18 protein-coding genes, 1 pseudogene and 2 other annotated features are annotated in these 15078 nt (G+C 32.0%); of the genes and pseudogenes, 17 read left to right on the top strand and 2 right to left on the bottom strand.

The genetic code is table 11. The features are described from left to right. Window positions 1-44: 44 nt before the first annotated feature. Window positions 45-599: pseudogene (locus tag HMPREF2737_RS10325) on the bottom strand (DNA-3-methyladenine glycosylase I). 56 nt (window positions 600-655) lie between these two features. After that, window positions 656-874: a binding site (T-box leader), on the top strand. A gap of 43 nt (window positions 875-917) precedes the next feature. Here HMPREF2737_RS10325 and HMPREF2737_RS10320 point away from each other — a divergent pair. From HMPREF2737_RS10320 to HMPREF2737_RS10305, 5 genes are all read left to right on the top strand, one after another. Further along, entirely contained in the window at window positions 918-3548 is a 2631-nt protein-coding gene (locus HMPREF2737_RS10320) for a valine--tRNA ligase (RefSeq protein WP_037550989.1), read from the top strand. An 11-nt stretch (window positions 3549-3559) separates the two neighbouring features. Further along, window positions 3560-4822: a bifunctional folylpolyglutamate synthase/dihydrofolate synthase gene (locus HMPREF2737_RS10315; RefSeq protein WP_037550987.1), complete on the top strand. Its 1263-nt coding sequence runs from the start codon at window positions 3560-3562 to the stop codon at window positions 4820-4822. 192 nt (window positions 4823-5014) lie between these two features. Further along, a complete protein-coding gene (locus HMPREF2737_RS12045) occupies window positions 5015-5710 on the top strand; it encodes a prepilin peptidase (RefSeq protein ID WP_083303072.1) in 696 nt (231 codons plus the stop codon). Between the two features lie 15 nt (window positions 5711-5725). Further along, window positions 5726-6412: a RadC family protein gene (gene radC, locus HMPREF2737_RS10310; protein ID WP_037550985.1), complete on the top strand. Its 687-nt coding sequence runs from the start codon at window positions 5726-5728 to the stop codon at window positions 6410-6412. Between the two features lie 69 nt (window positions 6413-6481). After that, a complete protein-coding gene (locus HMPREF2737_RS10305; protein ID WP_037550983.1) occupies window positions 6482-6763 on the top strand; it encodes a hypothetical protein in 282 nt (93 codons plus the stop codon). A gap of 56 nt (window positions 6764-6819) precedes the next feature. Here HMPREF2737_RS10305 and HMPREF2737_RS10300 read toward each other — a convergent pair whose 3' ends face one another. Next, a complete protein-coding gene (locus tag HMPREF2737_RS10300) occupies window positions 6820-6999 on the bottom strand; it encodes a hypothetical protein (RefSeq protein ID WP_011275566.1) in 180 nt (59 codons plus the stop codon). Window positions 7000-7164: 165 nt separating this feature from the next. On the opposite strand from HMPREF2737_RS10300, the gene HMPREF2737_RS10295 reads away from it, so the two are divergent. The 12 genes from HMPREF2737_RS10295 to queA all read left to right on the top strand — a co-directional run bounded on the left by HMPREF2737_RS10295 (window position 7165) and on the right by queA (window position 15068). Beyond that, window positions 7165-7641, top strand: a complete 477-nt coding sequence (locus tag HMPREF2737_RS10295; RefSeq protein ID WP_037550981.1) for a DUF4930 family protein — start codon at window positions 7165-7167, stop codon at window positions 7639-7641. Window positions 7642-7721: 80 nt separating this feature from the next. After that, a complete protein-coding gene (locus tag HMPREF2737_RS11930) occupies window positions 7722-7844 on the top strand; it encodes a hypothetical protein (protein WP_011275568.1) in 123 nt (40 codons plus the stop codon). A gap of 196 nt (window positions 7845-8040) precedes the next feature. Continuing rightward, complete coding sequence (gene mreC, locus HMPREF2737_RS10290; RefSeq protein WP_037550978.1) at window positions 8041-8877, top strand: rod shape-determining protein MreC; 837 nt, start codon at window positions 8041-8043, stop codon at window positions 8875-8877. Then, window positions 8877-9386, top strand: a complete 510-nt coding sequence (mreD, locus tag HMPREF2737_RS10285; RefSeq protein ID WP_037550976.1) for a rod shape-determining protein MreD — start codon at window positions 8877-8879, stop codon at window positions 9384-9386. Before mreC ends, mreD begins: the two co-directional genes overlap by 1 nt. 46 nt (window positions 9387-9432) lie before the next feature. Then, window positions 9433-9509, top strand: a sequence feature (ribosomal protein L21 leader region). 13 nt (window positions 9510-9522) lie between these two features. After that, window positions 9523-9831: a 50S ribosomal protein L21 gene (gene rplU, locus HMPREF2737_RS10280; protein WP_002448968.1), complete on the top strand. Its 309-nt coding sequence runs from the start codon at window positions 9523-9525 to the stop codon at window positions 9829-9831. Window positions 9832-9834: 3 nt separating this feature from the next. Further along, window positions 9835-10155 (top strand): ribosomal-processing cysteine protease Prp, encoded by a 321-nt coding sequence (locus tag HMPREF2737_RS10275; protein WP_037536746.1) that lies wholly within the window; start codon window positions 9835-9837, stop codon window positions 10153-10155. 11 nt (window positions 10156-10166) lie between these two features. After that, complete coding sequence (gene rpmA / locus HMPREF2737_RS10270; protein WP_011275573.1) at window positions 10167-10451, top strand: 50S ribosomal protein L27; 285 nt, start codon at window positions 10167-10169, stop codon at window positions 10449-10451. 152 nt (window positions 10452-10603) lie between these two features. Continuing rightward, the gene (obgE, locus tag HMPREF2737_RS10265; protein ID WP_037550974.1) at window positions 10604-11896 is read left to right on the top strand and encodes a GTPase ObgE; all 1293 of its coding nucleotides are present in this window, start codon (window positions 10604-10606) and stop codon (window positions 11894-11896) included. 11 nt (window positions 11897-11907) lie between these two features. Then, window positions 11908-12363: an ACT domain-containing protein gene (locus HMPREF2737_RS10260; RefSeq protein WP_037550972.1), complete on the top strand. Its 456-nt coding sequence runs from the start codon at window positions 11908-11910 to the stop codon at window positions 12361-12363. 12 nt (window positions 12364-12375) lie between these two features. Beyond that, window positions 12376-12981, top strand: a complete 606-nt coding sequence (gene ruvA, locus HMPREF2737_RS10255) for a Holliday junction branch migration protein RuvA (RefSeq protein WP_037550970.1) — start codon at window positions 12376-12378, stop codon at window positions 12979-12981. A 52-nt stretch (window positions 12982-13033) separates the two neighbouring features. After that, window positions 13034-14023, top strand: a complete 990-nt coding sequence (gene ruvB, locus HMPREF2737_RS10250) for a Holliday junction branch migration DNA helicase RuvB (RefSeq protein ID WP_037550968.1) — start codon at window positions 13034-13036, stop codon at window positions 14021-14023. 19 nt (window positions 14024-14042) lie between these two features. Beyond that, complete coding sequence (gene queA, locus HMPREF2737_RS10245) at window positions 14043-15068, top strand: tRNA preQ1(34) S-adenosylmethionine ribosyltransferase-isomerase QueA (RefSeq protein ID WP_037550966.1); 1026 nt, start codon at window positions 14043-14045, stop codon at window positions 15066-15068. The last annotated feature ends 10 nt before the right edge of the window (window positions 15069-15078 follow it).

The raw sequence follows: 15078 nt of genomic DNA, 5'->3' as shown, positions 1-15078 counted from the left end.
CTTATTTCTTAAATTGCACTCTATGACACAACCTATATAAATTATTATGAAGGCTTAGATGGACATCCTTTCAAATGGGCATCATATAAACCTGCCGCTTCTAAAAATGAAAAAACAGTTACTGGTCCTAAAAATTTAAAACCATATTTTTTTAAGTCTTTAGATAATTGTTTAGCACGATCATCAACAGTAATTCTTTCTGAGGCAGTTGTATAGTTCAAATCTATAGGTTGATGATTAACATATGACCAAAGGAAATTACTAAAACTACCAAAATCCTTTTCTATTTCAAAATAACCTTGTGCTTGTGATACAATCGCTTCTAACTTTTTACGATTATGAACAATGTTAGGAAATTCCATTAAATTATCTATATCTTTCGTAGATAGCTGAGCAATTTTGCTTGGCTCAAAGTTGTAAAATGCTTGTTCATAAGATTGTTTCTTTTTTAAAATGGTTAGCCAAGATAACCCAGCATGTTGAGATTCTAAAGCCATTAGCTAAAATAAGGCTTTGCTATCATATATGGGTTGTCCCCATACATTGTCATGATAATCTAAGTAAGTCGGGTCTTTTGTACTAAATGCACATTCATTCATAAATATACCTCCAAGAGATTGACTTATCACGATTTCCATTATACTATAATTAAGTAATGAAATATATTATTGGGAAGAGTAAGTTTGAATGATAGCACAGAGAGCATATGGTTGGTGTAAATATGTATAACATTCAATCTGAAGGTAGCCCACTTGAACTTTTATTGAATCATTTATTAGTAGATAAAAGCGTGTTTGAGCGTTAATCAAATTAAGTGCAGGTATATTAATTTATACTTGAATTTAGGTGGTACCACGGAACATCCGTCCTATATTATTTAGGAGGATGTTTTTTTAATTATTAGGAGGTTTTAATCGATGAACATGGAGCCTAAGTATAATCCACGCGAAGTTGAGGCTGGCCGTTATGAAGAATGGGTAAAGAATGATTATTTCAAACCCTCAGAAGACAAATCAAAAGAGTCATATACAATTGTAATTCCACCACCCAATGTGACAGGAAAATTACACCTTGGACATGCGTGGGATACAACTTTACAAGATATTATTACGCGTATGAAACGTATGCAAGGGTATGACACACTATATCTACCTGGTATGGACCATGCAGGTATTGCTACTCAAGCAAAAGTAGATGCTAAATTAAAAGAACAAGGCATTTCTCGTCATGATATCGGACGTGAGAAGTTCTTAGAACACGCTTGGTCATGGAAAGAAGAATATGCGTCATTTATACGCCAACAATGGGCTAAATTAGGTTTGGGTCTAGATTATAGTAGAGAGCGTTTTACTTTAGATGATGGGTTAAGTAAAGCAGTAAGAAAAGTCTTCGTTGACTTATACAATAAAGGCATTATTTATCGTGGTGAACGTATTATTAACTGGGATCCTGAAGCTAGAACGGCTTTATCAGATATTGAAGTAATTCACGAGGATGTGCAGGGTCATTTCTATCATTTTAAGTATCCTTATGCTGATGGTGATGGACATATTGAAATTGCGACAACAAGACCTGAGACAATGTTAGGAGACACTGCCATAGTTGTTAATCCTAATGATGACCGCTATAAAGATGTAATTGGTAAGAAAGTTATATTACCAATTGTTGGTCGAGAGTTACCGATATTAGCTGATGAATATGTTGATATTGATTTTGGTAGTGGCGCTATGAAAGTAACGCCAGCACACGATCCAAATGATTTTGAGATTGGTCAACGACATAGTTTAGAGAACATTATTGTCATGGATGAAAATGGTAAAATGAACGATAAAGCTGATAAATATGCTGGATTAGATCGATTTGAATGTCGTAAACAATTGGTTGAAGATTTAAAAGCGCAAGATCTAGTCATTAAGATTGAAGAGCATGTTCATTCAGTTGGTCATTCTGAACGCTCAGGTGCTGTTGTTGAACCTTACTTATCAACGCAATGGTTTGTAAAAATGAAACCGTTAGCGCAACGTTCACTTGATAATCAAAAAACAGATGATCGCATCGATTTTTATCCACCACGTTTTGAGAACACTTTCAATCGTTGGATGGAAGAAATTAGAGACTGGACAATTTCTAGACAATTATGGTGGGGGCATCAAATACCTGCTTGGTACCATAAAGAAACTGGTGAAATTTATGTTGGTGAAGAAGCGCCTAAAGATATTGATAATTGGGTGCAAGATGAAGATGTTTTAGATACTTGGTTCTCTAGTGCATTGTGGCCATTTTCAACTTTAGGTTGGCCGAATATTGATGCAGATGATTTTAAACGTTACTATCCAACTAATGTACTTGTAACTGGATATGACATTATTTTCTTCTGGGTTGCAAGAATGATATTCCAAGGTCTTGAATTTACTGACAGAAGACCATTCAACGATGTTTTACTTCATGGTTTAGTTCGAGCTGAAGACGGTCGGAAAATGAGTAAATCATTAGGTAATGGTGTAGATCCTATGGATGTAATTGATGAATATGGAGCAGATAGCTTAAGATATTTCTTGGCAACAGGATCATCACCTGGTCATGACTTACGTTATTCTACTGAGAAAGTAGAGTCTGTTTGGAATTTCATTAATAAAATATGGAACGGTGCACGTTTTAGCTTAATGAATATAGGTGATGAATTTAAATTTGAGGATATCGATTTAACTGGAAACCTTTCATTAGCGGATAAATGGATCTTAACTCGTTTAAATGAGACGATTGAAACAGTTACTAATTTAAGTGAAAAGTATGAGTTTGGAGAAGTTGGTCGTGCACTATATAATTTCATTTGGGACGAGTTCTGTGATTGGTATATTGAAATGAGTAAAATACCAATGAATGGTGAAGATGAAGCACAAAAACAAACGACACGTTCTGTTTTAAGTTATACACTAGATCAAATTATGAGAATGTTACATCCGTTTATGCCTTTTGTTACTGAGAAGATATGGCAAAGTCTTCCACATGAAGGCGATACGATTGTGAAAGCATCATGGCCTAAGGTTAGGGAAGAACTTGTATTTGAAGAAAGTAAGCAAACGATGCAACAATTAGTTGAAATTATCAAATCTGTAAGACAATCTCGTGTTGAAGTAAATACGCCACTTTCTAAAGCTATACCTATTTACATTCAAGCTAAAGATGAAAATATTAAAGCAACACTAATTGTAAATGAAGATTATATTCATAAATTCTGTAATCCTAGTGAATTAACGATTGATACACATATTGATATTCCTGAAAAAGCAATGACTGCAGTGGTAATCGCTGGTAAAGTTATATTACCTTTAGAAGGTCTAATTGATATGGATAAAGAAATTGCACGCTTAGAAAAAGAATTAGATAAATTACAAAAAGAACTTGATCGTGTTGATAAAAAATTATCTAATGAAAATTTTGTTAATAAAGCGCCTGAAAAAGTTATCAACGAAGAAAAAGAAAAACAACTACGTTATCAAGAAAAATATGATGGTGTAAAAAACAGAATTGAACAATTAAAAGCATAGGAGAATCGCCAATGAATTACCTAGAGAGTTTGTATTGGATACATGAGAGAACTAAATTTGGTATCAAACCTGGTGTAAAACGTATGGAGTGGATGCTAGATCGTTTGAATAACCCTCAATTAAATATTAGAGGCATACATGTTGGTGGTACAAACGGAAAAGGCTCAACTGTAGCTTACATTAGAGCAGCTTTAGTGGAAAATGGTTATGAGGTAGGAACTTTTACTTCTCCATTTATTGAAACTTTTAATGAAAGAATTAGTCTAAATGGACTTCCAATTACAAATGACGAGATTGTTGAATTAGTCGAAATAGTTAAACCAATTAGTGAAGCTTTAGAGCAGGAAACAGAACTAGGTGGTGCTACTGAGTTTGAAATCATTACAACAATGATGTTTGTATACTTTGGACAAATTCACCCTGTTGATTTTGTTGTAGTTGAAGCAGGGTTAGGTATAAAAAATGACTCTACTAATGTGTTTAACCCAATTCTCTCAGTACTTACAAGTATTGGATTAGATCATACTGATATTTTAGGTAACACTTATTTAGATATTGCAAAAGACAAGGGTGCCATTATTAAACCTAATATACCTGTGATTTATGCTGTTAAAAATGAGGAAGCATTAAAATATATTAGAGACTTAGCTGAAAGTAATGAGGCGAAACCAATTGAATTAGACCGTGAGATTGTGGTTGTTTCACAAGACGATGAATTCACTTATCGTTATAAGGACTATGAGTTAGAAACAATTATTTTAAACATGCTTGGTGAACATCAAAAAGAAAATGCAGCGCTTGCAATTACTGCATTGATTGAGCTATATGAACAAGAAATTATTACGTTAGATTTTAATAAAATGATTGATGCTATTGAGAGTGTTAGTTGGACTGGTCGTATTGAACAAGTAAAAGAGAATCCATTAATCATTATAGATGGAGCCCACAATAACGAAAGTATTGAAGCTTTAATTGATACGATTAAGAATTATTACGATAACGAAAAAATGGACGTTCTTTTCTCGGCAATAAAAGGTAAACCAGTGCATGGCATGCTTAATAAACTTGAAGAGATCTCAAATCACCTATATTTCACTGAATTCGATTTCCCTAAAGCATTGACTAAAGATGAGTTGTCAGAACAAGTAAATTTAGAGCATATTGAATTTATTGATGATTATGTTTCTTATATAAAAAATTATGATGGCAATGGGTTATTAATTACTGGTAGTTTATATTTTATAAGTGAAGTAAAAAGTAAAACTGAATTTTAAACTTGAAATAGTATATCCCCAAGTCATTTAGGATAACGTTGTACCTAAATGACTCGGGGATATTTGATTATCACTAAATTTTAGTTATTGATAATGAAATTAACATTTTTCTTAAATACTATTATTTATTTATAAAATAAATAACATAACTCATTTACTTTCAAGATGAAATAGTTATAATTAGTTTAGGTGATGCTAGTGTTATTAATATCTTATGTTTGTAGTGTTTTGTTTAGTTTTTTATACCATCTCACCAATACGAACAGTTTGAATTTGAATTATCTGGTTAGGCGTTCCAAGTGTGATCATTGCGGTCGTAAATTAGGTTGGTTCGAATTAATACCTATATTTAGCTTTTTTATTTTAAAAGGAAAATCTAATTGTTGTAATCAAAAGTTAAAACGTCATTATATTTTTGGGGAATGCTTAGCCTTCTTAATTATCCCTTTAATAATTAATTTTGATACTAATGTACACTTCTCTCTATTTATTACTACTTATTTATTCCTTCTTACAATGGCATTGTATGACCTTCAAACGTTAACAATTAATATAGTCATAATAATTCTATATACTATTGTATGTGCAAAAATCACGATGATTTATTTTTCAACCTTTATATTCTTCACTTTAATATTACATCTATACTATTTTCTTTTTCCAAGACAAATAGGATATGGTGATATATTACTATTAAGTATCTTATCTTGTTTTTTCCCATATCACTTTTATTTGATATTTCTTCTTTATACGCTATTAATCGCTATTATAGTTTCTTCAATTTTATTAATAATGAAACAGCAAACTTATATTCCTTTTGTACCATTCATGTTTATTGGTCTTATGATGACAAATTATTTATACCAGAACACGCTATTATACATTTAGAAAGGTTGATCTAGTTTGAGAATTAAAAGTATGGCAAAGTCTGAATTACCTAGAGAGCGTCTTATTCACAATGGAGCAAAAAGTTTATCAAATAGTGAGTTATTAGCAATTCTTATAAATACAGGAAGACAAGGATTTTCAAGTTTAGATATTGCTAATGAATTAATGATTAGCTTTAATGGTTTGAAAGAATTAAAACATTTATCAATTAATGATTTAACAACCATTAAAGGAATTGGACTATATAAAGCAGTCATCCTTAAAGCTGCTTTTGAATTAGGTGAAAGAATGTATGCTAGGGATTTTAATGAAAAAATTAAGATAACATCACCAAGTGATGTATCTAATATTATGATGTCAAAAATGAAAGATTTGACTCAAGAACATTTTGTAGTACTTTTATTAAACTCTAAAAACATTGTGATAAAAGAAGAAACGATTTATAAAGGGACATTAAATTCTTCAGTAATACATCCACGGGAAGTTTTCAAAGCAGCTATTAGAGCATCTAGTAATGCGATTATAGTTTTACATAATCATCCTTCTGGCGATGTCACACCTTCTAAAGAAGATATTGAAACAACAATTAGATTAAAAGAATGTGGTGAATTACTAGGAATTCAAGTCCTTGATCATATAATTATTGGTGATCAAAAATATGCTAGTTTAGTAGAAGAAGGTTACTTTGACTTGAGTAATTAATGATATCATTTGTTTAAAATATTAGTAATCCTGTATAATTATGGTTGAAAAATTTTATAGAGGTGCATTATGACATTATTTTTAATAATAGGAATTTTGATACCAGTAGTTTATGTTCTTAGACTGACAATCAAAGAACATACGATTGGACTTAAGGAAATGTTCACGACAATTGTTTTATCTATGATAGGGATTGTCTTATTTTCTGTAATAGGTGTACTGATAAGCGGTCAAAATATTAATATAGCATCATTAATTTTTGCCTCGTTAATTACAGGGGTAATATGGGGACTATTATTATCAGGTGTATATAAATTATTTAACTATCTGACACATACATTTAAAAAATAAAACTAGCCATTGCAATATCAATCCTACAAGAATTGAGACATGGCTAGTTTAATAATTTATTGAATATAGGCTGATAGTACTTGGAAATTTTCCATAATCCAAAGTATGCCTTGATATCCTAAATATAATCCTAATAATATTAAGGCTGCAGATATTATAAATCTAAGAATTGCAAACCCAACTCTAAATAACAATATCACAAGTAATGCAATTAAAATGATACTCACAATACTCATTATCAACACTCCTCATGAATATCCATAAACGATAATATAACCTTATTATAAAGCATCCAGTATTAATTTGGAATCATACTTTAGTACATACCATTATCATGCTAAAGACTGATGTTGATATAGTATTGTTCTATTATAATAAAGATTACTATTGGAGGGTATTTAATGCGGTTTTTTCTTAGTATTATAAAAAATATTATTGCAGTTATAGCTATTATTTGTATTATATATTTTGCATTAAAATACGCACCATTTCTAAGGAATCAAGATTGGAATCCGATAAATCATTCTATAAACAATGAGCAGTTGAATAACTCATCTAGCAATTTAGATTGTCCTCATAACATATCAACAAATGGTAAGCGTTATGTGCTTGAGGATAATGATATTTTACAAAATATCCCGGCAAGTCAAACAAGAAATGTATTTAAATACATAGACAAGAAAGAGTTTATGGCTGTATCAGGCTTAGGAAGAATGGGATATAATGACAATTACATTGCTGGACAACGTAATGACGAATTCATTATTTATAAATTTGGTAGTGATCAAATAAAAGTATATCGAACTGAAATAGAAATGGAACAAGATTTGAATGCACTTGGTCAATATATTGAATTAAAGCCTTTTGATGCATATTAATTAAGTTTTCATAATTGAACTAGTTTATTTTCTACGTTATGGTTATGTTATAAACTATATTTCAAAGGTTGGTGTGATACATGTCTGAACAATCTAAAGAAAAACAAGCAAATGAACAAGCTAAAGCACAAAATCTTTTCGCTAAATGGAGAAAAGATGAAAAACTTTATAGTGACGATGATAAAAAGGATAAAGATAAATAACTAAATTGAGTTCATACTGAGTTTATTAAGATTAGGTACCACTAACTATTTGACGCATTGCGTAATAGTCGTGCTATCTAATCTCTTTTTTAATTAAAGATGTTGATATAGAATGAACTTAGTGCTTTATTTCAAACAACGAGTAATATAAAATAATAAAGGATGATTTAAATTAGAATTTGTAGAGGTGTTATGAGTGCAAAAGTTTTTTAAAAATAACAAATTAATTGTTGTTTTTTGTGCGGTTATAATTTTTATTGCACTGATTGGTTTGTCATTAAGGTCACATACCCAATCACCTCCTGAACAATATGTGGGGGATTCTGTTTCTCTTGGGCAAAGAGTCGTGAGCTATCCTGTCAATTTTGTTACTGGAGCGATAAATAATCTTTTTAGCTCAAATAAAACAACTGACAACAAGAAAATAAAACAACTAGAGGCTAAAAATGAAAAGTTAGAAGCGGAAAATAAAGATTTAAAAAAAGAATTAGATATGACTGATATTTCTAAATATGATCCAATTTCTGGTGCTGTAATCGCTAGAAATGCTGACCAATGGATGAATACAATAATCATTGATAAAGGAAATAAAGACGGTGTTAAATCAAATATGGCTGTTATGACAGCTGAAGGTTTAGTTGGAAGAGTAACGAAAGTTAACCAATTTTCAGCACAAGTAGACTTATTATCTACTAACACTAGAACAGGTAAATTGTCTGTTAACATTCAACACGATTCTAAAAATGTATTTGGCTTAATCGACCAGTATGATAAAAAGAATCAAGAACTAGTCATTGGCAATATCAATAATAAAGATAAGGTTTCAAAAGGCGATAAGGTCATAACTAGTGGATTAGCCGATCAATTGCCAAGTGATTTATACATAGGTGAAGTGACCAAAGTTGAAAATGATGAGTATGGATTAGCAAGAGAAGTTAGAGTTAAAACAGGCGCTAATTTATCCGATATTAGCCACATATATATCGCCAAAAAAGATCCTGACAATGCTACCGATGAAAGCAGGGACAATTGATGAGAGTATTTTTGTACTTAATCGTTGGTGTAGTACTGTTTTACATTGACAGTATCATTGGACTTATAATCCCAATGCATCTTGGTCATTTCGAGTTTAATTTTATTCCTCACTTAATTTTGTTGTATATTTTGTTGATAACGATTTATCGTAGCTTTGGAATCGGATTAATATTCGCAATTCTGTTTGGAATCGTAACTGATATATATGTCGGCAGTGTCTATGGATTATATATGTTTGGTTACTTAGCACTTGTCGTTATATTTGATAAATTTCTCAAAGTTTTTTATCGAGACTATACAATGATTTGTATTTTGAGTATTATTAGTATTATTGTTTTCGAAATTTACGTAGCAATTATTTATGGTGTGATTGGATTTGCTAATATTGATATAATCAATTTCATCTTATTAAGAATGATTCCAACTATTTTATTAAATGTCATTTTACTTATTATACTTTTCCCAGTTTTTATAAAATTTATGAAAAAAACTCATATACAAGATTGACACCGGTATTTAGTAATGGTAAGATGCAATAGTTGAGTAGTTTTATAGCTACATACAACCGCTCAAATATAGGTTTAAGAACATTTTTAATGTCACCTATATATGGCGTGACTTATTAATATAGGAGGTGCAAAGTATGTTTGCTATTATCGAAACAGGCGGTAAACAAATTAAAGTAGAAGAAGGTCAAGAAATCTTCGTTGAAAAATTAGATGTTAATGAAGGTGACTCATTCACATTTGATAAAGTATTATTTGTAGGTGGCGATTCAGTTAAAGTTGGTGCCCCAACTGTTGAAGGCGCTACTGTTACTGCTACAGTTAACAAACAAGGTCGCGGTAAAAAAATCACTGTATTTACGTATAAACGTCGTAAAGACTCTAAACGTAAAAAAGGCCATCGTCAACCATATACTAAATTAACTATTGATAAAATCAACGCTTAATTTATGATTACAGTTGACATCACTATTAATGATAGTGGAAAAGTAACAGACGTTATTATGGATGGTCATGCTAATCATGGTGAATATGGACATGACATTGTTTGTGCAGGTGCCTCAGCGGTTTTGTTTGGAAGCGTTAATGCAATTCTAGGTTTAACTTCTGAGAAACCAGACATTGACTATGAGGATGATGGAGGTCATTTTCATATAAGAAGTGTAGATACAAACAATGAACAAGCGCAATTAATTCTTCAAGCAATGTTAGTTTCTTTACAAACGATTGAAGATGAATATAATGAAAATATCAGATTAAATTACAAGTGAGGTGTATCCCGATGTTAAAATTAAACTTACAGTTCTTCGCATCTAAAAAAGGGGTAAGTTCTACTAAAAACGGTCGTGACTCAGAATCAAAACGTTTAGGTGCTAAACGTGCTGATGGTCAATACGTTACAGGCGGCTCTATTTTATACCGTCAACGTGGTACTAAAATTTATCCTGGTGAAAATGTAGGTCGTGGTGGCGATGATACATTATTCGCTAAAATCGACGGCGTTGTTCGTTTCGAACGTAAAGGTCGCGACAAAAAACAAGTTTCTGTATATGCAGTAGCTGAATAATTTTGTCTAGTTAACACCAGAAGTGAATGCTTCTGGTGTTTTATTTTGTTTTAATACAAAAGTAGTAACTTTATAGTGTTAATTTTTCATGCTTTAATGGATAATGATATAATGTTGTCATTAAAGAACAAATCGTAAAAGAGGTGAGATATATGTTTGTCGATCAAGTTACAATATCTCTTAAAGCTGGTGATGGTGGTAATGGTATCACTGCCTATAGAAGAGAGAAATATGTTCCATTTGGAGGTCCAGCTGGTGGTGACGGTGGTAAGGGCGCATCAGTTGTTTTTGAAGTAGATGAGGGATTAAGAACATTATTAGATTTTAGATACCAACGTCATTTTAAAGCTAAAAAGGGCGAGAATGGGCAAAGTAGTAATATGCATGGTAGAGGTGCAGACGATTTAGTTTTAAAAGTACCTCCTGGTACAATAATCAAAAGTGTGGAAACGGATGAAGTATTAGCTGACCTTGTTGAGGATGGCCAACGTGCTGTCGTAGCTCGTGGTGGACGAGGTGGACGAGGTAATTCTCGTTTTGCTACACCTAGAAACCCAGCACCAGACTTTAGTGAAAATGGTGAGCCAGGTGAAGAATTAGATGTAACATTAGAGCTTAAATTATTAGCAGATGTTGGATTAGTTGGATTCCCTAGTGTTGGTAAATCAACATTATTGTCAATAGTTTCAAAAGCAAAACCAAAGATTGGTGCGTATCATTTTACTACAATTAAGCCAAATTTAGGTGTCGTTTCAACACCTGACAATAGAAGTTTTGTTATGGCCGATTTACCAGGTTTAATTGAAGGTGCTTCAGATGGTGTTGGATTAGGACATCAATTTTTAAGACATGTTGAACGTACAAAAGTGATTGTTCATATGATAGACATGAGTGGATCAGAAGGTAGAGATCCATTTGATGATTACCAAATTATAAATAAAGAATTAATAAATTATAAACAACGATTAGAGGATAGACCTCAAATTGTGGTCGCTAATAAAATGGATATGCCCGATGCACAAGATAATTTAACTTTATTTAAAGAACAAGTAGATGATAGCGTTACGATAATTCCTGTTTCTACAATTACAAGAGATAATATTGAACAGTTATTATACGCTATAGCAGATAAATTAGATGAAGTTAAAGATATTGACTTTAGCGTTGATAACGATGAAGAAATAGGTGTTAACCGTGTACTTTATAAACATACGCCTTCTCAAGATAAATTCACTATCACTAGAGACGACGATGGTGCGTATGTAGTAAGTGGTAATGCAATTGAGAGAATGTTCAAAATGACAGACTTTAATAGTGACCCAGCAGTAAGAAGGTTTGCTAGACAAATGCGTTCAATGGGTATTGATGATGCACTGAGAGAACGTGGCTGTAGTAATGGAGACATCGTTAGAATTTTAGGTGGAGAATTTGAATTTGTAGAATAGGAGTGCTAACAGTGGACAACAAAGATTATAAAAAGTTTTACTTGATACGTGAAGATGTCTTACCTGAATCAGTGGTAAAAACATTAAAAATTAAAGATGCTTTAAAAAATAATCCGGAATTGTCCATTTATGAAGCTGTTAAATTATTTGATCTTTCACGTAGTGCATTTTATAAATATAGAGAAACAATCTTCCCTGTAGATGAAAAAATGTTAGATCATCGTGAATTTACGCTTATTCTTTATGTTAATGATATTGTTGGGATGTTAGCGCAAGTACTTAATAAGGTTTCTAAATTACAATTATCTGTTCTTACTATACATCAAAGTGTACCAATGGAAGAGAAAGCTACGATAACATTATCACTTAGCGCAAAAGATACCACCATTTCAATTGATGAAATTATAAAGGCATTAAGAAATATTGAACATGTTTCTAAAGTTGAATTAATAAGTATGAGTATGTAAGGAAGGTAACGAATGTACGCTTATATTAGAGGTAAATTGACGCAATTATTTCCAACGCATGTAGTTGTTGAATCAACTAATGGGGTTGGATATGAAATTCAGACTCCAAATTCCTATCGATTTCAAAAATATTTAGAGAAAGAATTAGTAATTTATACATCTTTAATTGTTAGAGAAGATGCTCAGTTACTTTATGGATTTATTAATGAAGAAGAAAAAGATATGTTCTTAAGTTTAATCAAAGTTACAGGTATAGGTCCAAAGTCTGCATTAGCAATTTTAGCTACTAGTACACCAAATGAAGTTAAAATGGCAATTGAAAATGAGAATGATGCTTATTTGACTAAGTTTCCAGGTATTGGTAAGAAAACTGCACGTCAAATTGTGCTGGATCTAAAAGGCAAAGTTCAAATTACAAATGAAACAACTGAGACACTTTTAAGCATCAATGAAGAAAATTCAAATAACGAAAAACTAGTTAAAGAAGCATTACTCGCCCTAGAGGCTTTAGGTTACTCAAAACGAGAAATTTCTAAAGTTGAAAAAGTACTCAACAAATCAACATTTGATTCTGTTGATGAAGCAGTAAAACTAGGACTAAAAACACTTGTGTCTTAAATTAGAAAATTCGTATTATTTACAACTACTAATGTATCTGGGGGGAGAAATTATGGATGACAGAATGGTTGATCAATCTTTGCATAGTGAAGAAACTTCTTTCGAATTATCACTTAGACCAACAATGTTAAAACAATATATTGGGCAATCATCAATAAAGAACAACTTAGAAGTATTCATTAAAGCTGCTAAACTACGTGAAGAGCCATTGGATCATGTACTTCTATTCGGACCACCAGGATTAGGTAAAACAACACTATCCAATATTATCGCAAATGAAATGAACGTTAATATAAGAACTGTCTCAGGTCCTTCATTAGATAGACCAGGTGACTTAGCAGCAATACTATCTGGTTTGCAACCTGGGGATGTACTATTTATTGACGAAATTCATCGTTTAAGCAGCACCGTTGAAGAAGTTTTATATTCAGCGATGGAGGATTTCTTCATTGATATTATCATTGGAAAAGGTGATGAAGCTCGTAGTATTAGAATAGATTTGCCTCCATTTACACTAGTAGGTGCGACTACACGGGCTGGAAGCTTAACTGGTCCACTAAGAGATAGATTTGGCGTTCATCTGAGATTAGAATATTATAATGAAAATGATTTAAAGGAAATTATAATTCGAACAGCAGAAGTGTTAAACACAAAAATTGATGATGAAAGTGCAACTGAGTTAGCTAAACGTTCACGAGGAACGCCTCGAGTCGCAAATCGTTTATTGAAACGCGTTAGAGATTTTCAACAAGTCAATGAAGATGAACAGATTTATATTGAGACTACTAAACAAGCTTTACAATTGCTTCAAGTAGATGCAGAAGGTTTAGACTACATTGATCATAAAATGATGAGATGCATCATTAATCAATATGATGGTGGTCCGGTGGGTCTTGATACTATAGCTGTTTCAATCGGTGAGGAGCGTATAACAATTGAAGATGTCTATGAGCCTTTTTTAATTCAAAAAGGATTTATAGAGCGTACACCAAGAGGTAGAAAAGCTACTGCATTTGCATACGAACATTTCAAAAATTTTTAATAAATGAGGGATATAAAAAATGAATGTTGAGGAATTTGATTATGACTTGCCTGAATCATTAATTGCTCAGACCCCTTTAAAAGATAGAGACCAAAGTAGATTGTTAGTGTTAGGTAGACACAGTGGTAACATTGAACACAAACATTTTAAAGATGTCATTGATTACTTGGAAACTGGTGATACACTTGTCTTAAATGACACACGTGTTATGCCTGCACGATTATTTGGTTTAAAAGAAGAGACTGGTGCAAAAGTTGAAATGCTTATGCTTACTCGAATTGAGAATAATGATTGGGAAGTATTACTTAAACCAGCAAAGCGAATTAAAGTTGGGAATAAGTTGTCTTTCGGAGAGGGTAAGATTATAGCTGAATGTATACAGGAATTGGATCAAGGTGGACGTATCATGCGTTTGCATTATGAAGGAATTCTTGAGGAAAGATTAAATGAACTCGGTGAAATGCCTTTACCGCCATATATAAAAGAACGGTTAGATGATCCTGACCGCTATCAAACTGTCTACGCTAAAGAAAGTGGTTCTGCAGCAGCACCAACAGCAGGGTTGCATTTTACAGATGAACTTTTAGATGAAATTAGAGCAAAAGGTATAAATATTGCATTTATAACATTGCATGTTGGATTAGGAACATTTAGACCTGTAAGTGTTGAAGATATTAATGACCATGAAATGCATAGTGAATATTATCAAATGACCCAAGAAACAGCTGACTTATTAAATCAAACAAAAAAAGAAGGTCATAGAATCATTTCTGTAGGTACAACTTCAACAAGGACTCTAGAGACTATTCGTCGTGATTACAATGAATTTGTAGCTGTTAGTGGATGGACTGATATTTTTATATATCCAGGATTTACATATAAAGCTATAGATGGTTTAATTACTAATTTCCATTTACCTAAATCAACTTTAGTCATGCTTGTATCAGCATTTAGTAGTCGAGAAAACATTTTAAACGCATATAAAGAAGCTGTTAAACTAGAATATAGATTTTTCAGTTTTGGAGATGCGATGTTAATTATTTAATGAATGAGAG

This window comes from Staphylococcus sp. HMSC069D12 (assembly GCF_001810405.1).
Taxonomy (GTDB): Bacteria; Bacillota; Bacilli; order Staphylococcales; family Staphylococcaceae; genus Staphylococcus; species Staphylococcus haemolyticus.
The sequence above is the reverse complement of the archived record's forward strand: the minus strand, read 5'-3'. Positions and strand labels throughout refer to the sequence as shown.